At 74.6% G+C, this 26,961-nt stretch carries 22 protein-coding genes and 1 pseudogene; 7 read left to right on the top strand and 16 right to left on the bottom strand.

The genetic code is table 11. The annotated features are described in order from the left end of the window. Positions 1 to 563 precede the first annotated feature (563 nt). The 16 genes and pseudogenes from HB370_RS21245 to HB370_RS21170 all read right to left on the bottom strand — a co-directional run bounded on the left by HB370_RS21245 (position 564) and on the right by HB370_RS21170 (position 20,507). Entirely contained in the window at positions 564 to 1,139 is a 576-nt protein-coding gene (locus tag HB370_RS21245; protein WP_030780523.1) for a phage tail protein, read from the bottom strand. Beyond that, positions 1,136 to 3,097, bottom strand: coding sequence for a putative baseplate assembly protein (locus tag HB370_RS21240; protein WP_030780525.1), 1,962 nt, complete (start codon positions 3,095 to 3,097; stop codon positions 1,136 to 1,138). The genes HB370_RS21245 and HB370_RS21240 overlap by 4 nt, the downstream gene beginning before the upstream one ends. Then, a complete protein-coding gene (locus tag HB370_RS21235) occupies positions 3,097 to 3,519 on the bottom strand; it encodes a GPW/gp25 family protein (protein WP_030780526.1) in 423 nt (140 codons plus the stop codon). The genes HB370_RS21240 and HB370_RS21235 overlap by 1 nt, the downstream gene beginning before the upstream one ends. Continuing rightward, complete coding sequence (locus tag HB370_RS21230; protein ID WP_030780528.1) at positions 3,519 to 3,827, bottom strand: PAAR domain-containing protein; 309 nt, start codon at positions 3,825 to 3,827, stop codon at positions 3,519 to 3,521. The genes HB370_RS21235 and HB370_RS21230 overlap by 1 nt, the downstream gene beginning before the upstream one ends. Positions 3,828 to 3,871: 44 nt before the next feature. Continuing rightward, positions 3,872 to 5,695, bottom strand: a complete 1,824-nt coding sequence (locus HB370_RS21225; RefSeq protein ID WP_030780530.1) for a VgrG-related protein — start codon at positions 5,693 to 5,695, stop codon at positions 3,872 to 3,874. Beyond that, positions 5,692 to 6,414, bottom strand: coding sequence for a LysM peptidoglycan-binding domain-containing protein (locus HB370_RS21220; RefSeq protein WP_030780532.1), 723 nt, complete (start codon positions 6,412 to 6,414; stop codon positions 5,692 to 5,694). The genes HB370_RS21225 and HB370_RS21220 overlap by 4 nt, the downstream gene beginning before the upstream one ends. Before the next feature lie 80 nt (positions 6,415 to 6,494). After that, a complete protein-coding gene (locus tag HB370_RS21215) occupies positions 6,495 to 6,920 on the bottom strand; it encodes a phage tail protein (RefSeq protein WP_030780534.1) in 426 nt (141 codons plus the stop codon). An 89-nt stretch (positions 6,921 to 7,009) separates the two neighbouring features. Beyond that, positions 7,010 to 10,348 (bottom strand): hypothetical protein, encoded by a 3,339-nt coding sequence (locus tag HB370_RS21210; protein WP_157855557.1) that lies wholly within the window; start codon positions 10,346 to 10,348, stop codon positions 7,010 to 7,012. Positions 10,349 to 10,352: 4 nt separating this feature from the next. Next, positions 10,353 to 10,511, bottom strand: a complete 159-nt coding sequence (locus HB370_RS21205; RefSeq protein WP_167345732.1) for a DUF6760 family protein — start codon at positions 10,509 to 10,511, stop codon at positions 10,353 to 10,355. Then, positions 10,508 to 11,011: a zinc-ribbon domain-containing protein gene (locus HB370_RS21200; protein ID WP_030780538.1), complete on the bottom strand. Its 504-nt coding sequence runs from the start codon at positions 11,009 to 11,011 to the stop codon at positions 10,508 to 10,510. Before HB370_RS21200 ends, HB370_RS21205 begins: the two co-directional genes overlap by 4 nt. Then, positions 11,008 to 11,448 (bottom strand): phage tail protein, encoded by a 441-nt coding sequence (locus tag HB370_RS21195; protein ID WP_030609652.1) that lies wholly within the window; start codon positions 11,446 to 11,448, stop codon positions 11,008 to 11,010. The genes HB370_RS21200 and HB370_RS21195 overlap by 4 nt, the downstream gene beginning before the upstream one ends. A gap of 53 nt (positions 11,449 to 11,501) precedes the next feature. Then, positions 11,502 to 13,061 carry a phage tail sheath family protein gene (locus HB370_RS21190; RefSeq protein WP_030780540.1) on the bottom strand — a complete coding sequence of 520 codons (1,560 nt, stop codon included), beginning with the start codon at positions 13,059 to 13,061 and terminating at the stop codon, positions 11,502 to 11,504. Positions 13,062 to 13,428: 367 nt separating this feature from the next. After that, positions 13,429 to 15,515: pseudogene (locus HB370_RS21185) on the bottom strand (ATP-binding protein). Positions 15,516 to 15,625: 110 nt separating this feature from the next. Further along, on the bottom strand, positions 15,626 to 16,333 hold the full coding sequence (locus HB370_RS21180) for a DUF4255 domain-containing protein (RefSeq protein WP_030780544.1): 708 nt from the start codon (positions 16,331 to 16,333) through the stop codon (positions 15,626 to 15,628). Further along, a complete protein-coding gene (locus HB370_RS21175) occupies positions 16,330 to 19,563 on the bottom strand; it encodes a DUF11 domain-containing protein (protein WP_106980628.1) in 3,234 nt (1,077 codons plus the stop codon). Before HB370_RS21175 ends, HB370_RS21180 begins: the two co-directional genes overlap by 4 nt. 221 nt (positions 19,564 to 19,784) lie before the next feature. Continuing rightward, positions 19,785 to 20,507: a response regulator transcription factor gene (locus HB370_RS21170; RefSeq protein WP_051815575.1), complete on the bottom strand. Its 723-nt coding sequence runs from the start codon at positions 20,505 to 20,507 to the stop codon at positions 19,785 to 19,787. A 202-nt stretch (positions 20,508 to 20,709) separates the two neighbouring features. Between HB370_RS21170 and HB370_RS21165 the strand changes: the two genes are divergently transcribed. The 7 genes from HB370_RS21165 (at position 20,710) to HB370_RS21135 (ending at position 26,951) form a co-directional block, all read left to right on the top strand. Beyond that, positions 20,710 to 22,080 carry a hydrolytic protein gene (locus HB370_RS21165; protein ID WP_244405588.1) on the top strand — a complete coding sequence of 457 codons (1,371 nt, stop codon included), beginning with the start codon at positions 20,710 to 20,712 and terminating at the stop codon, positions 22,078 to 22,080. 299 nt (positions 22,081 to 22,379) lie between these two features. After that, positions 22,380 to 22,721, top strand: coding sequence for a MerR family transcriptional regulator (locus tag HB370_RS21160; protein ID WP_030780551.1), 342 nt, complete (start codon positions 22,380 to 22,382; stop codon positions 22,719 to 22,721). A 266-nt stretch (positions 22,722 to 22,987) separates the two neighbouring features. Beyond that, positions 22,988 to 23,191 (top strand): cold-shock protein, encoded by a 204-nt coding sequence (locus HB370_RS21155; protein WP_007383480.1) that lies wholly within the window; start codon positions 22,988 to 22,990, stop codon positions 23,189 to 23,191. Between the two features lie 213 nt (positions 23,192 to 23,404). After that, positions 23,405 to 24,907, top strand: coding sequence for a DEAD/DEAH box helicase (locus tag HB370_RS21150; RefSeq protein ID WP_037701325.1), 1,503 nt, complete (start codon positions 23,405 to 23,407; stop codon positions 24,905 to 24,907). Between the two features lie 82 nt (positions 24,908 to 24,989). After that, complete coding sequence (locus HB370_RS21145; protein ID WP_030780557.1) at positions 24,990 to 25,289, top strand: SCO5918 family protein; 300 nt, start codon at positions 24,990 to 24,992, stop codon at positions 25,287 to 25,289. 68 nt (positions 25,290 to 25,357) lie between these two features. Continuing rightward, complete coding sequence (locus tag HB370_RS21140; RefSeq protein WP_244405586.1) at positions 25,358 to 25,831, top strand: DUF5994 family protein; 474 nt, start codon at positions 25,358 to 25,360, stop codon at positions 25,829 to 25,831. 106 nt (positions 25,832 to 25,937) lie between these two features. Continuing rightward, a complete protein-coding gene (locus tag HB370_RS21135) occupies positions 25,938 to 26,951 on the top strand; it encodes a sigma-70 family RNA polymerase sigma factor (protein WP_030780563.1) in 1,014 nt (337 codons plus the stop codon). Positions 26,952 to 26,961 lie beyond the last annotated feature (10 nt).

The raw sequence follows: 26,961 nt of genomic DNA, 5'->3' as shown, positions 1-26,961 counted from the left end.
CGGCAGGCGAGGCAGCCGAACCCCGCACGCCCGCCGGGGAATCGCCGGACGCCGCTGTCGGACGGCGCGCGTCGGCAGACGACTCCGTGTCCGTCGCCCCCGAACCGGACGGCGCCGTGCGGGACGTGGCTCCGGCCTCCCCCGACGGCGTACTCGCGGGTTCAGCCCGGTCAGGGGTGGCGGCCGGAGGCTCGTTCCCGGGGCGGGTGCTCCCGGCCGGCCTCGGTTCCTCCCCCCTTGCCCCGTCCTGCCCAGCCCCCTCCTGCCGCGACTCCTCCGGCTTCGTCTCGCCGCGCGCCCGGCCCGTCAGGCGGGAGCGCAGCGACGAGCCGCGGGGCGACGGCGCGGGACGCGCCGGCTCGTCCGCCGGGGCGGGGTCCGGTGCGGGGTCGGCGGCCGGGGGCTCCGGGGCCGGGTCCGGGTCGGGGTCCGAGGGGGTGGGACGCGCGGGTGTGCTCGACGCCGCACTGGTGTCCGACCAGCCCAGATACGTACCGCAGTTGCCGCAGAAGTCGTCCGTGGGGCCGTTCGACGCCCCGCACGAGGGACACGCGCGCATGGCGTCACCTCCCTTCGTCGGTGGGCGGACCGGACAGGATCTCCACCCGGCAGTCGGTGTGCACCGGGCACATCACCCGGACGATCTCGCGGACCCGGGCCGGGTCCACTCCCGGCCCGTCGGCGGCCCCCTCCGCCGGCCACACCCGCACCACGGGCCCCGCCCCGGACTCCGGCGGCAGGTCCGTGTCCGGCGTCGCCGACCAGATCGCCGCGCCCGCGCCGGTCACCTCCGCGCGGACGCCCAGGGCGAGCCGCAGCGCCTCGGTCAGGCCCCGGACGGTGCCGCGCCAGCGGTGCAGCTCCATGGCGCGGGTGACGGCCTCGCGCCGCTGTTCCTCGGGCCAGTGGGGGTCGTCGGTGGCGCCCACCCAGGACCCGAGCCAGGTCAGGAAGTCGGCCGGGGCCACCCGGGGGTCGAGGTAGGCGGGCAGGGTGTCCAGGGTCAGGAAGACGGGGGCCAGGACGGTGTCCAGGCCGGCGGTGAAGCGCTGGGCGAAGTCGTCGTCGGCGTACAGGGCCGGCAGCTGTTCGCCGATCGGGTGACGGCTCGGCAGGCCGGGGACGGCGGCGCGGCTCATCGTCCGCCCTCCGGGTCCACGGCCGTGACGACCACCTGGTGCTGGTACGAGAAGACCAGCGCGCCCTGGGCCAGGTCGATGCGGTCCGTCGGGGCGCCGCGCCGGCCGGTGATCGGGTCGGCGGGGAAGAGGCGGATCTCCTCCACCAGCGCGGTGCCGATGGCGCGTTGCAGCACACCGAACAGCTCGCCGTACTGCACCGGCCGCCCGAACGGCCAGCCGGTGCCGTCGAGGCCGCCGTGCAGCGGGTTCAGGTGCCGGTACAGCGCGGCGAGCGCCGCGTCGCGCACCCGGTCGGTGTCGCCCGGGGCCGCGGCGAGCCGGGTGACCACGGTGACGCCCTGGTAGACCGGCGGCTCCACCACCAGACGGGTGCCGATCAGGCGCCGCTCGTCCAGGGACGCGGTGATCGCCTGGAGTACCTGGTCGGAGGGGATCAGCTGCTCGAAGCGGAGCCGGTCGTCGCCCTCGTCGGCGACCGCGTCCGGCACCACCAGGACCCGTACCGCGCCCGCGCCCTGAGCCGCGGGCAGACAGCGCACCCGGCGCACCGAGGGCGCCGCCTGGCGGCTGATGATCTCGTAGTCCTCGGCGGTCACCGCGCGCTCCTGCATGCGCAGTGCCTGCGGGGCGCGCAGCTTGGCGTTCTCGATGGTCTCCCCGGCGACCCCGCCGCGCGCCGCCTCCCGGTTGGTGATCCGGGCGACGTACGGCACGGAGCTGCGCAGCACGGAGATCGCGCCGCGGGCGACGTTGCCGGCCGGGCCGCCGCCGGTGCGGTAGCGGGCCACCCTGATCCGCGCGCCCTTGGGCGGCACGGCGCCGCACTGGCGCAGCGTGCCGTCCGGCTCGCGCAGCGCGGGCGGGAAGCCGAACTCGCCGGTGGTGGCGTCGACCCTCACGTGCCGGTCGGCGGGCCCGGAGCGGCCGAAGTGCTCGACCACCTCCCAGCGCTGCCAGCCGTCGGCGGTGGACACCTCCACGACCGGGGGTTCGCGGTCGAGCAGGACCGGCGGGCGGCCCAGCCGGAACGTCTGCCCGGGCACCCCCTCGGAGGTGCCGAGCGGCACGTCGGTGACGGTCTCGGCGTGCTCCACGGTCATGGTGCCGCCCACGGTGAACACCGCGGCCTCGCGCACGGTCGGGGACTCGGAGTAGAACGGCTGGCCCGGCTCCGGCTCGGTGACCCGGCAGCGCAGCCAGCCGGCCCGGGTGCCGCCGATCACGGAGGCGGTGTGCCCGGCCGGGACGTACACGATGACCTCGCCGGGCCGGTTGAGTCCGCCGGTGGTGTCCGCGCCGGTCTCGCACACCCGCCAGCCGCCGCCGTCCCACGCCTCCCACACCAGCGGGGGCTGGCGCGGGTCCACGCCGACGCCCTCCACCCGGCTGTCCAGGCGTACGGCGACGATGCACCGGGGCACGGCCGTCGGCAGGCCGAACAGCAGGGCGTCGCCCGGCTCGGGCGCGGCCTGGAAGCAGGGGATGTCGCGGCCCTCGGAGAGCGTCCCGGTCCGGTCGGTCTGCTCGCCGGTGCGGTGCGCGGTCACCAGGCGCGTCAGCTCGCTGGGCAGGATGTCCAGGTGGTCCGTGGTGGTGAAGACCACGGAGTCGTCGCTCTCGCCGCGCGCGGTGGTCACCTCCGTGCCGGTGGGCAGCTCGACGGTGTCGGGCTGCGGTGCCGACAGCCAGAAGTCGACCTCGGCGACGGCGGCGGCCGGCGGGAACAGCCGGATGCCGAGCAGGTCGAGGAAGGCGGTGTAGTTCTTGTCCGGGACCCGGTTCAGCCGGTACAGCAGCTGGTCCACCAGGTAGGCGAACGTCTCGATCAGGGTGACGCCCGGGTCGGAGACGTTGTGGTCGGTCCACTCCGGCGCGCGCTGCTGCACGTACCGCTTGGCCTCGTCGACGAGTTGCTGGAACCGCCGGTCGTCCAGGTTCGGGGAGGGCAGTGCCATCAGTCCGTGCCCCTGTCCTCGGCCCCCTCCTCGGAGGGGATGGTGTAGAAGGGAAAGACCAGGTTGCGCCGGTCGTTGGTGGAGCGCACGGTGTAGTGCACGTCGATGTAGAGGGTGCCGTCCTCGACGGCGTCGAAGGCGACGACCACGTCGTCCACCGAGATGCGCGGCTCCCAGCGTTCCAGGGCCTCGCGCACCTGCTGCGCGATGCGTCCGGCGGTGGCGCCGTCACCGGGGGCGAAGACGTAGTCGTGGATGCCGCAGCCGAACTCGGGGCGCATGGGGCGCTCGCCGGGCGCGGTACCGAGCACCAGGCGGATCGCCTCCTCGATCTCCCGCTCCCGTTCGACCAGGGCGATGCCGCCGGTCGGGCCGACCCGCAGCGGGAACGCCCAGCCGCGGCCGATGAACCGCTCGCTCATCACAGGCCCCCGATCAGGACGTTGAGGGCACCGGTCACGATCGTGGCGCCGCACGAGGTCTTGTCGCGGGCCCGCGCGGCCGGCAGCCCGCCGATCAGGACGGTGGCCGCGAGCGGGTTGGGCATGATCACGTTGGCCGGGCCCATGACCGCGTGCGGCGGCATCGCGCAGGTGTGCTGGCTGCCGACGACGGCGGCGGGCCGGCCGCCGATCAGCACGCGGGCCACGGTCGCGGCGGTGCCGGGCGGCGGGGTGGTGATCACACCGCCGTGACTGGTGGGGTCACCGGTACGGGCTGCGGCCGGCATGCGTTGCTCCTCGGAAGGTTCGGTTGACTGCTGGGGGTGACGGGTCAGTTGATGCGGATGAGCTTGGCCTTCAGGACGCCGAGCAGGCCGCCGTCGACGGTGACGTCCGAGCTGCCGGTGACGCTCACCGACCGGCCGCCGACCTTCACGCCGACCCGGCCCTGGATGTCCACGTTCCGGCCCGACACGCTCACATCGCCCCGGCCCGCGTCCAGGGTGATGCCCTTGGCGTCGAGCACGACGGAGGTGAGGGGCTGCCGGCCCCTGGCGTACACCGTCAGCTCGATCCGGTCGCGCCGGTCGTCCAGGAACACCTCGAGGCGTTCGTCGGCGGTCCGCAGGCGCAGCCCGGACGGGCCCGGGGCCCTGGCGTCCAGCAGCTCCACCCGGTGCCCGGAGCGGGAGACGAGGGAGCGCCGGTTGACCTTGCCGGTGGTGCCGTCGATCAGCGGGACGTCGTGCGGGGAGGGCTTGTCGACGCCGTTGTACAGCCCGCCGATGACGTACGGGCTGTCCAGCAGGCCCTGTTCGAAGCCGACCAGGACCTCGTCGTTGACCTCGGGGCTCACCACGCCTCCGCCGCCCTTGCCGCCCCACTGCACGGTGCGCACCCAGTCGGTGGTGTACGTGTCGTCCAGCCAGGGGAACCGCAGCTTCACCGCGCCGCTCTCGGCGCCGCCCGGCTCCCGCACGTCCGTGACCACGCCGATCGCCAGCCCCGGCATGCGCGGGCCGCGGCTCGGCGCGTTGGCGCCGGTCACCAGGCCGGTCAGGGAGCGGTCGGGGCTGGCGCTCACCCACACCGTGGTCCGGTAGCCGCCGTGCGGCTCCAGGACGTGCTGCACGGCCGTCGCCGTGTACTTGCCGGAGAACGCCGGGCCGACGTTGCCGAGCGCGACCGGCTTGCCCGCCCGCAGCCGCGGGTTGCCCTCGACCAGGGCCTCCAGGTCCGCGAAGCCGGCGCTCACCTGACCGGCGACGGCGTCGGCGACGGCGGTCGTCTCGGCCTGGGTGCGGTACGGGGTGTCGGTGACGGTCAGCTTGGACTGCCTGCCGAACCGGGCGGCGAACGCCGGGCTCAGTCCCGGCACCACCGTGTCGCTCTCCACCGACGGCTGCCGCGCCACCAGCGGGCGTTTCGTGGTGACGTCCCAGCCGCGCACCTCCACCTGCGCGGCGCCGTCCGCCGCCGACAGCGAGGCCCGCAGCGCCAGCAGGTTCCGCCCGTACTCCAGCACCATCGGGTTCCGGGTGGCCGGCGTGTCCGGCGCGGGCGCCCCGGACGCCTGCTTCGGCTTGGTGAACTGGAGCACGCCCTTGTCGTCCACGCGGACCTGCGCGCCGCTCTCGGCCGCGAGGTACTGCAGGAAGTCCCAGTCGGACACGTTCGCCTGGGACAGCTGCTTGTACGTGACCGGCGCGGCCTCCACGGTGCCGCAGGCCAGCCCGGCCCCGGCGGCCACCTTGCGGACGATCGCGGCCGCCGTCATGTTCCGGTACGCCACCACCTTCCGGCCGCGCTGAAGGCGGTGCGCCTTGGAGTAGGCGCGCACCACCGTGAACGAGCCGGTACGGTCCCGGTCCACCTCCAGGGCGGTGACCTCACCGTCGAACAGCCGCTCGCGGGCCTGCCCGTTGACCGTCACCACCGACACCCGCAAGGGTGTGCCGATGGTGATGCCGACCGCCCGCAGGAACTCGTGGTCGGGGTCGCGGAAGGTGAGCTGTGCCGCGTCCGGCAGGCCCACGTTCTCGTCCACCACACAGCTCACCAGCTGGGCGGCCCAGACCTGCGGCAGCTCGCCGGGCGTCTCGATGACGGGGTCCGCCGCGAACGACCGGCCGCCCCGCGCCTCGGGTGTGGTCACCGCTCCTCCTCACCGCCGGCGTCCCGCAGGCCCGGCACCACCAGTTCGGTGCCGGGCACGAGCGCCATCGGGTCGTCGATTCCGTTCGCCTCCGCGATGACCCGCCAGGCCGTCGCGTCGCCGTACTCCCGCCAGGCCAGCATCGCCAGACTGTCGCCCGCCACCACCGTGTGCGTACTGCGGGCGGTGCGCGCGCCGGAGGTCGGGTTCTGGCCCGCCGGGTCGACGCTCGCCTCCTCGATCGACAGCGCGCAGGTGGCCCTGAGCGGCCTGCCGTCCACGTCGAAGAGGGTGTACGTCACCGACAGGCTGGAGAGCACCCCGTCGAACGAGGTGGTCCGCGCGGTGCCCCACTCGAACCGCACCCAGGGGCTGGCCGGCTTCTTCCGGCCCAGGCTGGCCGGGGTCGGCACACACCCCTTCATCAGCTTCTCCACCGCCTGCTCCACGGAGTTGTCGTGGGTGGCGGTGGCGTCCAGGAACACCTCCAGGCTCAGCTCGCGCGGGCCGCTGCCGACGAACTCGGGCAGCGCCGACTGCCCCGCCATCCGGGAGGGGGTGCGCCGCCACTCGGTGGTCTTGCGCAGCTCCAGGGTGGAGGGGTTGAACTGGAGGTTCAGCCGCGCGATCGTGCCGCCGGGCTTGGCGCCGACCGAGGCCGGGGGTTCCATCAGGGTCAGCTGGGCCCTGGCCCGGCTGGAACGGGACGCTGGTGACATGCCGGGACTTCCTTTCTCACGGGCGCGGGCGGGTACGGCTCAACAGGCGCGGCGGGGCGGGTCGGGACGGGCGGGGCGGGTCAGGACGGGCGCAGTCCCTCGTGGGCGATCTCCAGGGTCTCCACGGCCGGTTCGGAGCTGCTGGGGTCGAAGGACGGCCCCTGCCAGCGCACCGGGACGATCCCGAACACCTGCCAGCTGATGATCGGGCTCAGGTCCGGCCGCAGCGCGACGATCTCGCCGTCCTTGCGCTCCACCCGCTTCAGCGTCTCGTCCAGCCAGCGGCCGATCTTCAGCGTGTCGGCGGTGACCGGCCGGGTGAGCGTGATGTTCGTCCAGTTCACGCGGCCGGGCAGCTGCCAGGTGAAGCCGTTGTTGCCGCCCTCGGCGTAGGTCTCGATCTCCACCTCGGCGCCCATGCCGGAGCAGGTGTGGAAGGCGCCCAGGTCGTCGCCGCCGATCGCGAGCCGGAAGAACACGCTCGTCGCGAAGATGTTGTCCGTCATTGGTCCGTCATCCGTTCCGTGGCCTCGGGCAGGCCTGCTTTCGTTGGCGTGGCGTCGTTCATCGGGTCGCCTCATCCCTGTCCGTGGTCTCAGCGGCGCCCGTCGTGCGGACGTCCGGTGCGCTCCCGGCCGCGCCGCAGTTCGGCACGGAGCAGCCGGGCCACCGGGTCGATCAGCCGGCGCGCCAGCTCGTCCAGGTCGTGACCGGGGTCGGGCGGGGTCTCGGGGGTCCGCCGGGTCGCGTTCCTGCCGGCGGACGACGAGCGGGACGAGGTACCGGACGACGAGCCGGAAGACGTATCGGACGACGTACCGGACACGGTGGCCGACCGCCGGCGGCCGCGCGTCGGCCCGGCCGGGGACGCGTCGTCACCGGCGCGCTGCACCACGGGCGCCTTTCCCCCGGTGGCACCGGCCCGCGCGGGGTTCTGCCACCGGACCACGGGTACGGGCGCCGCCGGTGCCTGGGCCTCCGCCGTCGGCGGGCGCTCCGCGAGCGGCGGCGCCTGCGGGGCGGTCACCGGAAGGGCCCGCGCGGGTACGGGGGGCGCGGCCGGGGCGGACGAGGGGGAGGCGCCCGGCCCGGACGACTCCGCGCGGGGCGGGGCCGGGCGGACGACGGGGACGCGCTGGACCGTGGCCGAGGGCTGCGGGCCGGGGCGCACGGGGGCGGAGGCCCGTACGGCCGCCGGGCCGGGGGCACGCTGAACGACAGCCGCGGGCCCGGGCGTTGGCGCGGCCGGGGCCCGCTGGACGCTGGGCGCCGTGGGGGCGGCCGGACCTCGGTGGTCCGGGGTGCCGGGCCACCGGACCGGAACCACGGGACGGCCGGTGGGGCGCGGGGCGGCGGGCGCCGCCGCTCCCGCCGCGGGCCGGGTGTTCAGGGTGAGCGGACGCGCGGCGAGCAGCGAGAGGGTACGGGGTGCCGCCGGGGCCGAGCGGGCCACGGTCAGCGGGAACTGCCCGGCCGCTCCCGGACGCCGGGCACCCGGTCCACCGGACGTGCCGTCGGCCACGGCCCGCGCGACGACGACCGGGGTCTCGGCGGCGGAGCCGCGCCGGGCACCGGGGGTCGTACCGGGGGCCCGGCCCGGAGGCGTGGCAGGGGCGCCGCCCATGACGGGAGCCTGGGAGGCGCCGGCCTGGACCTGGGGTGGTGTCACCAGCGGCGTGGCGGGGCCGTCCGCGGAGTGGGTGACCGTCTCGGGGGCGCGCCCGCCGGCGGAGTCCGCCGCCAGAGCGCGCTGCACCACGTCCTTGCCCAGCAGCGGCGTGTCCGGACCGCCGCCGGAGTGCGACGGCGTACCGACCCCGGGAGCACGCCCCTCGCCGGGACCCTCCGCCGGACGACGCTGCACGACGCCCCTCCCGGCCGACGGCGCGTCCTGAGCGCCGCCCGGGCGCGACGGCGTACCGGTCCCAGCAGCACGCCCCTCGGCGGAATCCCCCGCCGGACGACGCTGTACGACACTCTTCCCGGCCGACGGCGCGTCCTGAGCGCCGCCCGAGCCCGACGGCCGGGCGCCGGTGTCCGACCCCGCGCTTCGCTGCACGCTGGGCTTCTCCACCAAGGGCGCGTCGAGGCCGCTTCCGGCACGGGTACCGGGCACCGGGTCCGCCGCCGCACTCCGCTGCACGGTGGGCTTGCCCAACAGCGGTGCGGCCAGGCCGTCTCCGAGGTGGGCACCGGCTTCCGGGGTGCCCCCGCCGGCGGAGTCCGCCGCCAGACCGCGCCGCACCGCGCCCTCGCCCAGCAGCGGCACGTCCGGGCCGCTTCCGGGGTGCGCCGGGGTACCGGCCCCCGGCCCGCTTCCGTCGGCGGGGTCCGCCGACGGGCGGCGCTGCACGGTGGCGGGGCCCGGCGACGGGGCGTCCGTGCCGGTTCCTCCGGTCGCGGGCGACGCGGCGTCGGCGGGCGTACGTCCCTGGTCGGGCGTGGCTCCGGGTGCCCGGTCCTGTCGTACCCGAGCACGCCGGTCACCCCGGCCGCCCGGGATGTCGGCGGTCGGCGGCAGCTCGGGCAGCGGCGCGCCCAGGCCGCCGCGTGCGCGCGCCCCACTGCGGGCGGCGGGCCCGTTCGGGGTACCGGCGGAACCGTCCGGGGTGCGCTGGGCCGTGTCCTTCGACCCGTTGTCGGACGAGCCCGGGGTGCCGGACGCGCCCTCGGCCTGGCGCTGGACGACGGGGAGCGCCGGACCGGGCGCCGGAGCGGTGCCGGACCGGGCCCGCTGGACCGGGGTGTTGTCCGTCAACGGCCTCGCGGTGGACGGGAGTTCGGTGAGTGGGGCACCGAGGGGTGCACGGGTCGCCGTACCCTGCGCGGGATCGGCCGGGCGGGACCTCGTCCCGGTGTCGGCGGTCGCGGCGGAGTGGCCGCCGGGCCCCTCGGGGGCCTTGCCGGTGGCGGGGCGGGCCGGTGCCTGGGCGCCCTTGTCCGGAGCCGGAGCCGGGGCCGAGGCCGGAGTCGAAGTCGGAGCCGGCGGGCGCAGTGCGGGCACGCGGCGCACGGCACCGGCCGGGCGGCGGGCCACGGTCAGGGAGGGGCTCGTCGGGCGGGGCCGGACGGCCGGACGGGGCACGTCGGACCCGTCGGATCCGGGAGCCCTGGATGCCTGGGCCCGCGCGCCTCCTCCGGAGCCGGACGGTGCTTGGGAGACGGTCCCGCCCGACGCCGCCGCGCCCGGGACCGCCGTCACCCGCCGCACCACCGGGATCTCCGGTGCGGTGGGCCGGTGGCCGGGGCCGGCCGGAGTCACCACCGGACCGGCGCCGGGCTCGACCGACCGCTGGACGGCGGGAGACGACGAGGACAGCACGGCGGGGGAACCGGCGGACGCGAGGCCACGACTCGGCGAGGCGTCACCCGTACGCCCCTCCCCCGCGGCCCCGCCACGGGAAGCTCGGGAAGGCCCGGCCCCCACGACCGGAGCAGCCGGACGGGAAGAAGTCGAACCCGAGGAAGCCGAGCCCGAGGAAGCCGAATCGGCCGGCACCGGCGCCGGTCCGTCCGGAGTCTCCCGGTCGCCCTCCCGCCGCAGCGCCCGCAGCAGCAGCGGGCCCCCTTCGGTGCGGGCGGCCCGAGGGCTGGCCGGGCGCTGGGTGACGCCGTGGACCAGGCCCGTCGGGGCCGTGGGCAGCAGCGCGTGGGCGAGGCCGGAGTCGAACGACGGGTTCTGCCAGGCGGCGAGGCCGGACCGGAAGGCGAGTCCGTCGCTGACGCCGAGCGGCGCCCGGGAGACGGTCAGCTCCGGCGGCGCGGTACGGCGCCAGCCGCCGTCCCAGTCGGCGGGCACGGAGGCGGCCGGAGCGTCCGGCGCGGCGGCGGCCGGAGCACCGGGCACGGCGGCAGCCGGGGCACCGTCACGCTCCCCGCGCCGGGCGCCCCCCGTCCCGGCGGACCGGCGGCGCAGCCTGTCCCGCCATGCCATGTGCTCAACCGCCTTCGTTCACGCGGGTGTTGATACGGGCGATCTCGGCCACCCACTGCCGTCGTTCGTCATGCGTCAGGTCGAGGACTTCCTCCCTCGACCAGTGGAAGTGATAGGCGATGTACGCGACCTCCTCCCGGAGCCGGGGAAGGGCGTACGTCACGATTCCCCCAGGCGCCCACCCGAGAGGTCGACCTCGAAGCCGCCCTCGCAGTGCGGACAGGTCACCGCCGCCCGGGTGTGGCCCTCGCTGTTCACGCGGCGGTAGAAGTCCTGGAGGAAGGCGACGTCGGTGGCATACATCCGTTCCACGATCCCGGCGTGCACATCGGTGATGGTGCCGAGCCGGGTGATCACCTGGCTCAGCAGCACCACGCTCAGGTACGCCGGGTTCTCCTTGACCCGCAGGTCGATCTGCGGCCGCAGCTCGTCCCGGGCCGTGGCCAGGCGCATCGCGCCCTCGCGGTGCACCGTGCCCGCCTCGTCGACGTAGCCGCGCGGCAGCACGAACTCGAACTCGGTGCGCAGCCCGTGCGGTTCCTCGCGCGGCGGCGGGGCCGGAGCGGCGGCGGGGGGCGCCGCCGCCTGCTCGGCCGCCGGGGCGGGCGTCGTCAGCTGGAGGATCTCCTCCAGGTTGCCCGCCGTCACGGTACGACGCCTCATTCGACGATGATCTCCTCGAACACGATGGTGACGGACTCGGTGGCCGCGGCGGACTCGCCGGCCTTGAGGGAGGGGCCCTCCCACTTGGAGGCCCAGCCCTGCATCAGCTGGATACGGCGGACCGTGTTGCCCTCGCTGTCCTTGATCTCGATGGTGAGGTTCTGCCGGGCGGTGTTCACGGCCCCGTTGTTCAGGGTCTCCTTGATCCAGTTGGTGAACTCACTGCTCTGGTCGAGTCCCCGGGTGATCGTGATCTCGCCCGCCTGCCGGCCGCCGGGCTGCTTGCGGATGATCTGCTTGCCCTCCGCGGTGACCTGCTTGACCTCGACGACGTCCTCCTCGACGGTCAGCCCGCTGATCTCCTGGATCGATTCGACCAGGTAGCCACCGAGCTGCACGCCGAAGACGTGGGTGGAAAGAGCATCGCCCGTTGCCATGACTGTCTGTCACCTTCCGTTGCTGGACCCGCGGGTCACTGGTCTGGCTCGTCTCACTCGTCGATGAGACTGGTGCTGTCGGAGAACTGGGCCAGCCGGAACACCACGAACTCCGCGGGCTTGACCGGCGAGACGCCGATCTCGCAGACGACCCGGCCCTGGTCGATGGACTCCTGCGGGTTGTTGTCGCGGTCGCACTTGACGTAGAACGCCTCTTCGGCGGTGCGGCCGAACAGCGCGCCCCGGCGCCACTCCTCGGTGAGGAACGCGGTGACGTTGCGCCGGATGCTCGACCACAGCCGGTCGTCGTTCGGCTCGAAGACCACCCACTGGGTGCCCAGGAGGATCGACTCCTCCAGGTAGTTGAAGAGCCGGCGCACGTTCAGGTAGCGCCAGGCCGGGTCGGAGGAGAGGGTGCGGGCGCCCCAGATCCGGATGCCCCGGCCGGGGAAGGCGCGCACGCAGTTCACGCCGATCGGGTTGAGCAGGTCCTGCTCGCCCTTGCTGAGCCGCAGCTCCAGGTCGACCGCGCCGCGGATCACCTCGTTGGCGGGCGCCTTGTGCACGCCGCGCTCGGCGTCACTGCGCGCCCACACACCGGCGATGTGACCGCTCGGCGGGACCGTGGTGTTGCGTCCGGCGGCCGGGTCGAAGACCCGCACCCACGGGTAGTAGAGGGTGGCGTACCGGGAGTCGTAGCCCGCCTCGTCGTTGCGCCAGGTGCGCACCTGCTGGGCGTTGAGCCCGGGCGGGGTGTCCAGGACCGCGACCCGGTCGCCCATCTGCTCGCAGTGCGAGATCACGGCGAGCTGCACGGTGCGCACGCCCTCGGCGTCGATGTCGCCGCGCTGGTAGGCGCTCATCAGGTCCGGCACCGCGACCATGGTGATCTCGTCGATGCTCTCCAGGCCGCCGAACCCGGTGCGGGCCGCCGCGTCGCCGACGTACTCGGCCGGGTCGAGGCGGGCCACCGTGCCGGAGCCGGCCGGGGCGGGCGCGGCCGGGGCCTCGGCGAGCGGCACGGTCTGGTTGGCGGGGCGGGTCTGGGTGGCGCCCTGCTGCTCGGTGACCTCGATCAGCCGGGAGCCGCGGGCCTGGGTGACCAGGTATCCCTTGACGTTCTTCCGGGTGGAGGCCTCGTACGTCTCCGCGACCTGGTCGCCCTGGCGGACCAGCAGCTTGAAGCGGTCCTCCGGCGGGTTCTCGCCGTCGGCGTCGGCGATCTCCACCGACACACCGCCGGCGCCCGGCCGGGCCGCGATCAGGAAGCCGCCCAGCTCCACGGGCTGGGCCGCCCGGGCCTCGCGCCGCCCGCCGGCCTCGGCAGCCGGGGCGGAGGCGTCCTGGGCGGAGCCGCCGATGCGCACCACGTAGGCGGCGCCGCCGCCGTTGGCGAAGTAGCCGTAGACCGAGTGGGCCAGGTAGGTGCCCTCGGTGAAGCCGCCGAACAGCTGGGTGTACTGGTCCCAGCTGGTGACCAGCGTCGGGGTGTGGAACGGGCCGGTCTCGGCGAACCCGACGAACGCGGCGACGGCGGTGCCGACCCCTTCGATCGGTCGGGCACCGGACTGCACCTCCTCCACGTACACGCCCGGGGTGAGGTACGTCGGCATGCTCGCTCCTTCGGGGTCCTTGCGGGTGGGTCACCTGTGTCCAGGCCGAGTCTGCGGGGCAGACGTGCCGGGGGGACAGGGACGTGCGGACCGGACCGGGGGCAGGACCGCTGCCTTTCCCATCCCGCCCCGACCGCCCACCCGCCCTCCGCCGTTGCCCCGGCTCTGCCCCTACGCCCCTGGACACGCCGGACACGCGGGCGGTGCACTGGGTCGCCGACGGGCCGCTGACGCGGGTCTCGCCGCAGGGGTGCCGGTGCGCTGCCGGGTGCCGGTGCGTCCGGGCCGGGCGCGCGGTTCCCCGCGCCCCTGGGGAGTTGCGGTGGCCCGCGTGAGAAAGGGCCCCGGAACCCACCGCTTGCACCCCTCAGGCGCGTACGGCCTCCGACATGTACGGGCCGAACTCGGTCTCCAGGACCAGGCGGCCCAGCTTGCGGTACTCCTGGGCGATCGCCGTCACCACCTGGCTCATGGTGAGCGGCGCCCCGGACTCCGCCGCGAGGTAGGCCGCGGTCACCGCGCAGGCCCGGATCGAGCCGCCGGCCAGTTCGAAGCGGTCGGCGCAGAAACCGAGGTCCAGGTCGCCGGCCCGGGGCAGGCGGTCGCCCAGGCAGCGTTCCCACAGGGCGAGCCGCTGGGTGGGGTCGGGCACCGGGAAGTCGGCTATCACGTCGAGCCGCCGGGTGAACGCCTCGTCCAGGTTGGCCCGCAGGTTGGTGGTCAGCACCGCGATCCCGTCGAACGACTCCATGCGCTGGAGCAGGTACGCCGACTCGATGTTGGCGTGCCGGTCGTGTGCGTCCTTCACCTCCGAGCGCTTGCCGAAGATCGCGTCGGCCTCGTCGAAGAGCAGCACGGCGTTGACCGCCGACGCCTCGGTGAAGATCCGCTCCAGGTTCTTCTCGGTCTCGCCCACGTACTTGTCGACGACCGTGGACAGGTCCACCACGTACAGGTCCATGCCCAGGTCCGCCGCGACGACCTCGGCGGACATGGTCTTGCCGGTGCCCGACTCGCCCGCGAACAGCGCGATCACCCCGCGGCCGCGGCCGCCGCCGGGCCGCATTCCCCACTGTCCGAGGACCTGCTCGCGGTGGCGGGCGCGCAGCGCGAGTTCGCGCAGCCGCCGGTGGGTGAGCGGCGGCAGCACCAGGTCGTCCCAGCCGACCGTGGGCTCCACCCGGCGGGCCAGCCGGTCCAGGCCCGCGCCGTTCTGGGCGCGTACGGCGGCGCGCAGGTCGTCGGGGTGGACGGGGCGGCCCGCGAGGGCGGCGGTGCGCACGGCCACGTCGGCGGCGCGGCGCACCTGCCCGGAGTCCAGACGGTGCGCGGCCACCGCCCGGGCCAGCTCCTCGGCGTCACCGGGTACGGAGCCGTCACCGGCGGCCCGCTCCAGGGCGTGCCGCCAGCGTGCTGCCTGCCGCTCGGGCGAGGGCGCCGGCACGGTCAGGACGACGGGGGTGTCGGCGGCCCAGGCCGGGTCCCAGCCGGGGGTGCCGTGGATCACCAGGGGGATGCCGCGCAGCGCCGTGCACAGCGTCCGGAGCGTGCGGGCCCGTTCGGCGGGTTCGTCGGGCAGGGCCTCCAGCGGGCCGAGGACCACCCCGGCGCCGGTCAGCCGGGCTTCGAGGGCGGCCACCCGTGCCAGCTCCGGGACGTCGGCGGAGCGCCGGGCGAGCGCCGCCGCGTCCAGCACCAGGGGGCGCGGCCCGCCGCGCCGAGCGCGGCGACGGCCAGGCCGCCGGTGTCGCCCCGGCCGCGCAGTTGGACCAGGCCGGTGCCGGTCCGGGCGGCCGCCGCCGTGCGGCGCACCGTCTCGGGCTCGGCGGTCGGGTCCTCACGGGCCTCGTCGAGCACGCCGGCCAGCCGGGCGTCGGGCCACGCGTTGCCGAGGAGATGGGCGGTGACCCGATCGGGGACCACCAGGACGCGGGACAGCGGCGGCCGTTCCGGCTCGGTGACCTCCACCAGGCCGCCCGCGACCAGCGGGGCGCCGGGGGCGAGCCGGAACCGTGCGGGTGCCGCCCCGGCGAGCCCGCACAGTTCCAGGGCGAGTCCGACGGTGGGGCGGCGGCGGGTCAGGTCGTCGTTGAGGTAGCCGTAGAGCCGCTCGAACCGCGCGTCGAGATCGGGCGCCACCGCGACCAGGAGCAGGTCCAGGTCCAGCGGTGACAGCCCGAACCGCGCGGCGAGAGGGGCGAGGACGGAATCGGCCGGCGGCTGCCAGGGGTCCGGGCCGGGTACGCCGAGCCCGCCCGGCTCGTCCAGGATGCGCGCCGCGGCCTCGGGGGTGAGGTACTGCCCCCGGTACGGGTCGTCGGGATCGGGGTCCCCGGCCCGCCGCGCCTCCACCGCCCACCGCACCCGCTCCTCGACGACCCGCAGCCGCTCCCACAGAGCGTCCACCCGGGTGTCCGGCTCCGCGGCCGGCCCGGCGGCGACGCGGTCCGTCACAGAAGTCCCGGTGGTCCCGGTCGTCCCAGCGCTTTCCAGGATGTCGGGTGTTTCAGTGGTGTCGATCGTCTCGGTGGTCCCGGTCGTGCGGGTGGTGCGCGTTGTGCGGGTCACGGCTGGCGGTCTCCCCGGTGGCGGCGGCGGGCGGGAGCCGGGCCCCGTTCGCGGGGGCCGGCGAAGCCCTGCGGGCCCGGGTCGCTCACCTCCGTGTAGCGCAGCCGGCGCCCGGAGTCCGCCTGCCCGTCCGCGCGCCGGGCGGCGGACCGTACGACGAGTCCCTCGGTCACCGGCGGCGCGACGGCCGTGACCGCACCGGCGAGCGGCGCCCGTACCCGTACCCCCAGCGACGCCTTCAGTTCGCCGCCGAGCGCCGACCACACATCGGCGGCGGCCGGTACGTCGGCGGCGGCCCCGGCGACGTCCAGGCCCACCGTCAGGCCCAGTTCGGCGAGCGTGCCGGTGAGCAGCCGCGGGGGCAGCGTGTCGAAGGAGACCAGGCTGGAGAGCACCTGTGACAGCAGCCGGTGTTCGTCCTGCGGGCGGCTCGCCCACGCCGTGACCAAGTACGTCAGATCGAACCAGCGGGGCGGGGTGCGCCGCGCCACGAGCTGTCCGTCCGCGTCGTACACCTCCCCCGCGCCGCTGCCTCGCCGGGTGGCGTCCTCCCGGATGTCGTACAGGAAGGCGCAGACCGTGGGCGCGCTGCGGCGCGCGGCCCAGTCCCGGGTGGGGGCGTCGAAGACGACCTCGACGCCCGACGCCTCCAGGCCGGACTCGGTGAGCAGCCGGCGCAGCCCCTCGTCGACCTCGTGGATCACCGGCGGGTCACCTCGTCGGGCGGCTGGATGCTGCCGCTGACCACCAGGAAGTCGGTATGCACCGGGGAGAATCCGGGGCCCTTGGCGAAGATCAGGCGCGGCCCGGTCTGGTCCTTGGCGAGGATGAGCAGCTGGCCGATGAACGTGCCGTCGGGCCCCGGCACGGTCGGCGCCGCCGCCGCGGTGATCCCCGGCTTCCAGGTGAACCGCACCGGCACTCCGGGCGGGAAGTCCTTGCCGCGCACGGAGGTGACGAAGCCGGGCTTGCCGATGTCCGGTACGGCGATGATGCGCGGCTGGAGGATGCGCAGCCGCTGCCGGGCGGTGTTGTCGCTCCGGTCGGCGTCCGTGCCGGTGGTGGTGAGCACGCCGGTGACCTGGCCGGTCATCGCCTTCTTGGGGCTGAGGACGACGCGTACGACGGTGCTCGCGCCCGGCTGGAGGTCCGGCAGCGCGCACAGCCAGGAGGTGTCGCAGCCCGGCGGCGGTCCGCTGTCGGGGATGCCGGCGGGCAGTCCGATGCGCAGCCGCAGCCCGGTGGCCAGCGCGTTGCGGCCGTTGCGGACGGTGTACGTCACCACGACCCGTCCGCCGACGTAGCCGGGGTTCGGCTGGGCCGTGACGCGCACGCCGGGACCGGCCTTCGGCGCCGGCGGCTGCGGCGGCACCGGCGGCACGGTGGGCGGCGGTGTCGGCGTCGGGGTGGGTGCCGGGGGCACGGTCGGGGTCGGGGTCGGGGTCGGGGTGGGAGTGGGCGTAGGGGTCGGGGTCGGGGTGGGTGCCGGGGGCGTGCGCACCGGCACCACCGTCTGGCCCGCGTTGTCGGTGGGCCGCGGGTCGAGGACCGTACCGGTGACCGACCAGCCGACCGGCGCGTCCCCCGGGGTGACCCCGGTGAGGGTGACGTCCACCGGGACCGTCTCACCGGGCCGCACCACGCCCAGGTCGCACTGGAGAGACGCGGGGACGCAACTGCCGTCGGGGCGGATGATCCGGGTGACGGTGACCCCGGCGGGCGGGGCGATGGTCAGCCGGGTGCCGGGAGAGGCGGCCGGGCCGTTGTTCACCACCTCGACGCGGACCGTGGTGGAGTCGCCGACGGTCACGTCCGGGACGGTGCCGGGCGCCCGGACGGCGAGGTCGACGGACTGCTGGACGGTGGGCTCCTTGTGCCGGCCCGGCAGGTCGTTGGTGAGCTTGGTCAGCTCGCCGGTCACGACGTTCAGCACCTTGAGCTTCTCCGGGCTGTTGACCCGCTGGCCGGGACGGGAGCTGAGCACCAGGGAGGTGCCGTCGGGCGTCCAGGCGGCGTCCCGGGGCTGGAACGGCCCGGGGTTCTCCGGCAGTTCGCGACGGCAGGCGTTCGGCACGTCGCGGGCGGAGCCGGGCAGGAGCACCTTGCAGTTGTCGCCTTTCACGGAGGTCACGATGATGCCGTTGTGCTCGCCGGTGTCGACCACACCGCCGCCGTTCTTCCGGTTGAAGGCGATGCTGAGTCCGTCGGGGGAGAACGCGGGGCTGTCGTCGATGACCTCGCAGGTGCCCGGGCAGATCTTCTCGCTCAGGTCTTCCTGCCGGCCCAGGTCCTTCACGGGCACGGTCCAGATGTGCTTGTTGCCGCCGACGCCGTAGACCAGCTTGTTGCGGGTGAAGGCCAGCATCGTGCCGTCGGACGACCAGGCGGGCTGGGCGTCCTGGCCCGGGAGCTCTTCGTCGGGCGGGACGATCTCGCCGGTGATCCTGCCGTCGGCGACGTCCGCGATGAGCACCTTGCTGGTGGGCGCGGCCCCGTCGGTGCCCGGCGTGATCCGGGTGAAGGCGAGGTACTTGCCGTCCGGGGAGAACGCCGGGTCGGTGTCCCGGACGCCCGGTCCGCGTCCGTCGAGCTTCAGCGCCTCCGGGTGCGTGCCGTCGGCGTCCGCCAGCCAGATCTCCTCGACGCGGCTGCCGGGGTCGCCCAGGAAACGGGTCACCACGATCCGGCGGCCGTCCGGTGTGTAGCTCTGCCGCTCGGTCCACGGGTCGTAGCCGGGCCGGGGCTGGAAGAGCGGGTCCTTGCCCGCGTCGGTGTTGGTGTCGGCCTCCGGGTCCTCGTTCAGGATCGTCAGGTTCAGGTCGCGGGGGTCGGCCCCGTCCGCCCGGATGTCCTGGAGCGTCACCGTGTGCGGGCCCTCGGCCGTGAGGTGCTCCACCACCGCCCGGCCGCCGTCGAGCGGGCCGAGCCAGGTGGGCGAGCCGATCTCCCGGTCCTCGTCCAGCACCAGCCCGGGCGTCCCGGCGTCGTGCCGCTTGGCGCGGAACACGTGGTCGTAGTTGCCCTCGCACTGGCAGGTGATCTCGGGGCTGAGGAACAGCACCTCGTCCCCGCCCGGCATCCAGGCCGGGGCGTGCGCCCGCCACTCCTCCCGGTCCCCGCCGAGCAGCGGTCCGTCGGTGGTGCCGGTGCCGTTCGTCTCCCTCAGCTGGGACACGCCGTCGTCCTTGGTCGCGGTGTACGCGATGAGGTTGCGGTGGGTGTCGTCGTTCACCGGGTTCCAGATCGGTTCGGTGGCCGTGCCGTTCCTGGCATCGGTGACCCGGGTGGGGGTGTCCTTGGTGGGGATGCCCTGCCCGTCCAGCGACCGTACGTAGATCTGTGCGCCGTCCGCCGTGTCCTCGTTGCTGGAGTACGCGAGGTGCTTCCCGTCCGGGGAGACCGTCGGGTAGGTCTCGTCGGCGGAGGTTTTGGTGAGCTGTTTCAACCCGGAGCCGTCGGTGCCCACCCGCCACAGATCGCGCTGGCTCTTGCCGTCCGGGCCGGGCGCGGCCGCGTCGAAGACCACGGCGCCGTCCGGCGTCAGCCGGGGGTGAGCCGCGTCCATGCCGAAGGTGAGACGGCGCACGGAACCACTGGCGGACCGCAGATAGATCTGCGGGTCCTTCTCGTCGCGGCGGCTGGCGAAGACCATCTGGTCGCCCAGGGCGGACGGCTGGATGTCGTTGTGGACCGGGCCGTCGTCGTCGAACAGCGGGCCGCTCTTCGTGGCGGAGGTGGGCACGCCGAGACTGCGGTGCCGGGTGCCGGCGAACGCGATCCGGGTCTCCGGGGCCGTGGTGGCCACCCGTGGCGAGGCGTCGGCGGTGCGGTTCTCGCCGGAGGCCGCGGTCGCGCCGAGCAGGGGGATCAGCAACAGCGCCGTCGCGCCGAGCCGCCCCAGGCGGTACCGCCCGCCGGGGCCAGCGGTTCCCATCAAGGTCCCCCTCGCAGTCTGGTGCGGCAATCCGGGTGTGCCCCCGCCACCCTGTCCCGGGCGCGCGCGAGAGCGGGAGGGCGGCGGGGCCATACCCGGGGGAAACATGCGGTGCGCTTTCGGGCAGCGCGCGTTGCCCGGGCGGACCGTCGCGCCGGATCAGCCCGTTGTGCGGTCGGGCCGTCCGGTCGTATCAGCGGTTGTGCGGTCGGGCCGCCCGGTCAGATCAGCCCGTTGCGCAGCGCGTAGCCGACCGCGTGGGCCCGGTTGCGCAGCTGGAGCCGGGTGATCACCTCGTGGAGGATGTTCTTGACGGTCCGTTCGGAGTACGACGTCTTGCGGGCGATCTCCGCGGTGTCCAGGCCCTCCGACACCATCCGCAGCATGTCCGCCTCCCGGGTGGTCAGCGTGGACAGGGACAGCCCCCGTGGATCGAGCGCCGACCGCTGGAGGCTGCCCACGTGACTGAGGAGCTTGCCGAGCAGGTCACCGGGCAGGACGCCCTCGCCGTTGGCTATGGCGAGGACGAGCCGCAGCAGCTGGTCCTGGTCGGCCTCGGCGCGCCGCAGCACCGCCGCGACCCCGCACTCGATGACGCGTTGCAGCGAGCCGGAGCCGAGGGTGGCGACCACCAGGCCGGTACGGGTGGCGGTGTTGTGCCGCAGCCGGTGCAGCAGCGCGGCCACGTCGTCGTCGACCTGGTCCACCACCACCAGCGACACCTCGGCCCGCTCGGCGTCGGCGTCGGCGAGCAGGTCGATCTCGGGGCGCTGGCGCAGCTGCTGGACGACGCCCAGGCGCAGCACCGGGTCGGCGGTGTACACGGCCACGGTGACCCGTTCGGGACGGTCGGCGGAAGGGGTCCGGTGTGAGGCCCAGGCCGGGGCCGGCCCGGCGGAGGTGGCGTCGGGCACGGCCGAACCGCCTTGTTCGAAGCTGGACATGAGGGGTACCTGTCTGATGAGTGCTGGTCGGGGTGGTGCGTGGGCGGGGACGAGCGCCGGGGGACGGCGCACCCGGGACAGCGGCCGGTCAACGGTCCGCCACCCTCGGGGAGTTGATGGGTGACCGCAGGGGCACCACGACTGCCCGGGCATTGCCCTCGCGCTTCTCGTGGGGCGCCCGGGCCCGGTCTACCGTGCTGGCGTGACGCCTTCTGCAGCCTCTTCCAGCCCCGGCGCTCCCGGACTCGACATTCCGGAAGTGGTCGTGGCGCCGGGGGACATCGCCACGACCACCGTGACCGTGCGCAACGACAGCGACATCGTCGAGGCGTACAGCCTGGAGATCGTCGGGGACTGCGCCGCCTGGACCACCGTGGAGCCCGCGCGGGTCTCCCTGTATCCGGGCACGTCCGAGACGGTGACGCTGCGGCTGGAGCCCCCGCGGTCCCCGGAGGTCCGGGCCGGCGAGGTGCCCCTCGGGGTACGGGTGCTGCCCGCCGAGCACCCCGAGTCGGTGCGGGTGCTGGAAACCACCGTGCGCATCGGGGCGTTCCACGAGCTGCACAGCGAGCTGGCCCCGCGCAGGCGGCGCGGCTGGCTGCGCGGACGGTACCGGCTGGCGGTGCGCAACCAGGGCAACACCCCCGTGCGGGTCGGCTTCACCGCCGGACAGGCTGGCGAGGAGCTGGCGTTCGCCTTCACCCCGGCGGAACACCCGCTGGAGCCCGGCGAGTCGGCGGAGATCGGCCTGCGGGTCCGTACCGGCAAGCCGGTGTGGTTCGGCGCCCCGGTGGTGTGGCCGTTCACCGTGGACGCCGCCGAGACCGGCGAGCAGGACGCGCCCCGGCCGGACGAGCCCGCCGTACGGACGCCGCTGGACGCCGAGTTCGTCCAGATCCCGATCTTCCCCAAGTGGCTGCTCGCCCTGCTCGCGGCGCTGCTCGCGCTGTTGCTGGCCTGGTTCATGCTGGTCCGCCCGGCGGTGCGCAGTGCCGCCAAGGAAGCGGCCACCGAGGCGGTCCAGCCGCGGCCCACGCCCGCCGGGGAACAGGGCGCGGACGGGCAGACCCCGGGCACCGCTCCCGGTACGGGCACGGGTACGGGTACGGGCAAGGGGACGGCACCCGGCGCCGGTTCGGGGGGCCAGGGCACGGGCGGTCCGGGCGGGGCGGGCGGCGACGGCACGTCGGTCGGCAACGGCACCGGGGTCGGCGACGGACAGATCTCGCAGACCATCGACGTCCAGTCGACCCGCGGACAGACCAAGCCGGGCACGTATCCGGTGCCCGAGGACAGCGTCTTCGAGGTCACGGACATCGTCATCGCCAACTTCCAGGGTGACGAGGGCTTGATGACGATCACCTTCGGGGACCGCAAGATCACCACCATCGCGCTGGAGACCTTCCGCAACCAGGACTACCACTGGGTGACCCCCATCAAGATCCCCGAGAACGACACCGTGACCGTCGAAGTGACCTGCGAGAAGCCCGGCACTCCGGCTACCGGGCGCCAGGCGCAGGGGTGCCACGAGGTCGTGAACGTGAGCGGGACACTCAGGCGTACCGCCCAGTAACTCCAGCCGCATGCTCGGAGGCATTGTGGGTCGATATTGGGTGTATCTGCCAAGAGTTTGATCTTGCCGCGTCCGGAAACAGCCAGCATGAGACCGAAAACCGCCGCTCCGGGGACCGCGAAGCCGCCCCCGGAGCGGCGGTTTCGCCATGCGCGGCGGGGCGTGTCCGGGAGCCGGTTGCCGGCCGGCGGGGCCCGCCCACGGCAAATCTGTCGTGGCGGCACCACATACGCGTACGCGTCGCCGTTAGGGTGAGGGGTACCGGGGGCCACACGCCCCCGCCCCCAACCGAAGGTGCCATGCCCGCCGACCACCCGCCCGCCGGCCATCTGGACGACGACGACTACCCCGCCTACACGATGGGCCGCGCCGCCGACCTGCTCGGCACCACGCCCGCGTTCCTCAGGGCCGTCGGCGAGGCGGGGCTGATCACTCCCCTGCGCTCGGAGGGCGGCCACCGGCGGTACTCCCGCCGCCAGTTGCGGATCGCCGCCCGGGCCCGCGAGCTGGTCGGCCAGGGCACCCCCATCGAGGCCGCGTGCCGCATCATCGACCTCGAGGACCGGCTCGGCGAGGCGCTGCGGGACAACGAGGAACTGCGCCGCCGGCCGGACGGACCCGGCACCGGCGACAGCCGCTGATCACGGCTGGACACGCCGCATATCTGTCCCCGCCACTGGAGAATTGCCCGCAGCGCGCCGAAAGGTTTTCCCGCGGAGCCGCTCCAGAATATCGCCCCACCGGGACCGGGAGACAAAAAAGCTGGGTGTGTCGGGCCGGGCCGTGTTATCGTGATAACAGTTGCAGTTTTGATTTCCCGGAGTTTCCGGGCCCCTAAGGGGTGATCATCGCGGCGACTCGGGATCCGCACAGTGCGGATCACGGCATGCCCCTAGGGAGATTCAATATGGCATCTGGCACCGTGAAGTGGTTCAACGCGGAAAAGGGCTTCGGCTTCATCGAGCAGGACGGCGGCGGCGCCGACGTGTTCGCGCACTACTCGAACATCGCCACCTCCGGCTTCCGCGAGCTTCAGGAAGGCCAGAAGGTTACCTTCGACGTCACGCAGGGCCAGAAGGGCCCGCAGGCCGAGAACATCGTTCCCGCCTGACGCTGACGCGTTCTACGAGGTCGGGGCCCGCGCTCTTGGGGTGCGGGCCCCGGTCCGTTTGCCCGGCGGACGCCGGGCCCCTTTACCCGCCGACGGCCCTTTCCCGGCCCTCCGGCTCTTACTTCGGCTCATTCTTGTGAATTCTGCCGCGGTTGCGTACCGCCGAAAGGAATTCCTCGACACGTGCCGTGCACATCGAGGAGGTTCCTCATCATGAACCGCACCCGCCGCAGCCGTGGCGCCGCAGCCACCGGCGGTACCGGTCGCCGTACCGGCAACGACTCCGCCCCTTTCCGGTCCGCCCGGAGCACCACCCGCGCGAAGGGCCCCCAGGGAAGGAACCCGGGAGCCCGCCGGGCACCCGGCGGCGAGTTCGCCCTGCCCGTCACCCTCACCGAGGCGCTGCCGCCGGTGGAGGACTTCGCCGACCTGGACCTGCCCGAGCCCCTGCGGGAGGCGCTGCGCGCCGAAGGCGTGACCGCGCCCTTCCCCATCCAGGCGGCGACGCTGCCGAACACGCTGGCCGGCCGGGACGTCCTGGGCCGCGGCCGCACCGGATCGGGCAAGACCCTCGCCTTCGGACTCCCCCTGCTGGCCCGCCTGGCCGGACAGCGGGCCGAGCCCCGGCAGCCGCTCGCCCTGATCCTCGTACCCACCCGGGAGCTGGCCCAGCAGGTCACCGAGGCCCTCGCCCCCTACGCGCGGGCACTGCGCCTGCGCTCGGTCACCGTGGTCGGCGGCATGTCGATCGGCCGCCAGACGTCCGCGCTGCGCGCCGGCGCCGAGATCGTCGTGGCGACCCCCGGACGGCTCAAGGACATCATCGACCGCGGCGGCTGCCGGCTGGACCGCGTGGCCGTCACCGTCCTCGACGAGGCCGACCAGATGACCGACATGGGCTTCATGCCCCAGGTCACCGCCCTGCTCGACCAGGTCCGCCCGGACGGCCAGCGGCTGCTGTTCTCCGCCACCCTGGACCGCAACATCGACCTCCTGGTGCGCCGGTACCTGCACGACCCCGTCGTGCACTCGGTCGACCCGTCGGCGGGCGCGGTCACCACGATGGAACACCACCTGCTGCACGTCCACGACGACGACAAGCACACCGCCGCCACCGAGATCGCCGCCCGCGACGGCCGGGTGATCATGTTCCTGGACACCAAGCACGCGGCGGAGCGGCTGGCCAAGCACCTGCTGTCGGTCGGCGTACGGGCCTCGGCGCTGCACGGCGGCAAGTCCCAGCCGCAGCGCACCCGCACCCTCGCCCAGTTCAAGGACGGCCACGTCACGGCCCTGGTGGCCACCAACGTCGCCGCCCGCGGCCTGCACATCGACGACATCGACCTCGTGGTGAACGTCGACCCGCCCGCCGACCACAAGGACTACCTGCACCGCGGCGGCCGTACCGCCCGCGCCGGCAAGTCCGGCACGGTCGTCACCCTCGTGCTGCCGCACCAGCGGCGCGCGGTGGACCGCCTCATGAGCACCGCGGGCATCACCGCCCGCACCACCCGCGTACGCCCGGGCGAGCCCGAGCTGAACCGGATCACCGGCGCCCGCACGCCCTCCGGCGTGCCCGTCACCGTCACCGTGCCGGCCGCCGAACGCCCCCAGCGCACCGGCGCAGCCGGGGCCGCCGGGCGTGGCCGGTCCCGGCGGGGGCGGGGAGCCCGGCGCGCGCCGTCCGGACGTCCCGCCGCCGAGGGGAGCCGCTGACCCGCCGGCACCCCGAGACCGCCGGGCGGCACCGCGCCCCCGGCGGCCCCATCCCCACCCCGACCGCTCCGCTGGAGGCACCATGCGCTGTGTCATCGCCCGTTTCCCCTTCGACCTGACCAAGTCCGAGGTCGAGCAGTCGATGGAGGGCGTCTCCCCCGAGCCCGCCGTCGGCGTCTGCGTGACCGTCGGCAGCCGGGTCTACCCGGTCAAGCAGGTCGGGCAGGTCATCACCGGACAGGACCGCCGCGATTTCACGGCGGCCGAGGTGAGCCGGGCGCTGACCAGGCTCGGCTTCACCTGCCACGAGGCCGCGGCGCCCCGCCCGCCGGAGCACCGCGAGCCCTCGACGCTGCCCTGGGCGGAGACCCCGCTGGCCTAGCAGGCCCCACCCCGGCGCCACGACGCAAACGGGCGGCCGCGAGGTCCGTCCGGGACGGGATCGTACGCATGGACAGGAACGGAAGCCCCGCCGGGCACCACCCGCCGGCCGGGGCGCACACCTACCGGATGCCCCTCCCCCGGCTCACCCTGACCCCGGACGGCGGCCACGGCCCGCTGGACGGCGCCTGGTGGCCCCGCTGTGACGCGCTGGAACTGGAACTGCCGGCCCTGGCCGGCGCCCTGGCCGCCGGACTCGGCACGGTCGTCCACGTCACCGTGGACACCGCCGCCTGGCCCGACGTCCCGCACCGGGTGCCGGCCCCCGGCCACCTCATCCTGGTCTCCCTGTCGGCCGTCGACACCGAGGCGCACACCATCCTCCTGGACACCGGCACCGGCGAGCAGCGGGAACTGCTGGTCGTACCGCCCGGCGAACCCGCCGACGCGGCACGCTGGCTGCTGACCACCGCCGCCGATCCGTGGAACGCCCTGTCCGCCCCGCACATGCTGGCGTTCGCCGACGCCACCTGGGAGCGGTGAGGCGCCCGGTACGCATCCCGGGAGCCGTGCCGGGTACCCGGCGGTCGCCGAAGCCCGGGCTCTGGCGCACAGAGCCGAAGCGACAGGAGTCGGAGGCCGGAAGACAATGCCTGGTCCGGCACGCACCACCACGGCCGACCCGCGGCAGCGCCGCCGTACCGCGGCCCGCTCCGCCCGCCCGCGGAGCCGGGTCCCCGAAACCGGCGACGAGGCCGATCTGCTCGGCCAGTACCTGAACCAGATCGCCGCGACCCCCCTGCTCGACGCCGAGGACGAGGTACGCCTCGGCGGACTCATCGACGCCGGCCAGTACGCCGCCGGGGAACTGGAGCGGGACGACGCGCACCGTCTCCCGGCGCACCGGCGCCAGGAGCTGGAGGCGGCCCTACGGGACGGCCGGCACGCCAAGGACCACATGATCCGGGCCAATCTGCGGCTCGTGGTGTCGATCGCCAAACGGCACGCCCACCGCGGGGTGCCTCTGCTGGACCTGATCCAGGAGGGCAACCTCGGGCTGATGCGGGCCGTGGAGAAGTTCGACCACACCAAGGGCTTCAAGTTCTCCACGTACGCCACCTGGTGGATCCGCCAGGCGATCGAGCGGGGCCTCGCCCAGCACGCCCGTACGGTCCGGCTGCCGATGCACGTCGTGGAGCAGCTGCAGAAGCTGGCGAAGGTCGAGCGGCAGCTCCAGCTGCGCATCGGCCACGAGCCGACGGACGACGAGGTCGCGCGGGAGAGCGGCCTCGCCGAGGACCGGGTCGCCTGGCTGCGCCGGGTCGGCCGGCAGACGATCAGCCTGGACACGCCCGTGGACGACACCGGCGAGACCGTGGTCGGCGACCTCATCCCGGCCACCGACGTCCTCCAGGCGCCCCAGGTCGCCGAGTACCGGGCGCTCGCCGAGGACCTCCGGGACGCGCTGGGCGTGCTGGCCCCGCGCGAGGCCATGATCCTCAGCCTGCGCTACGGCCTCCACGACGGGCACCCGCGCACCCTGCAACAGGTGGCCGAACAGGTCGGCCTGACCCGGGAACGCGTCCGCCAGCTGGAGAAGGAATCACTCGGCCGCCTACGGGCCCCCGAGACGGGCGAACGCCTGCTCGACTGGGCGGGCTGACCGACCCGGC

It is taken from the genome of Streptomyces sp. DSM 40868 (genome assembly GCF_011820545.1).
In the GTDB taxonomy this organism is placed as follows: domain Bacteria; phylum Actinomycetota; class Actinomycetes; order Streptomycetales; family Streptomycetaceae; genus Streptomyces; species Streptomyces eurythermus.
The sequence above is the reverse complement of the archived record's forward strand: the minus strand, read 5'-3'. Positions and strand labels throughout refer to the sequence as shown.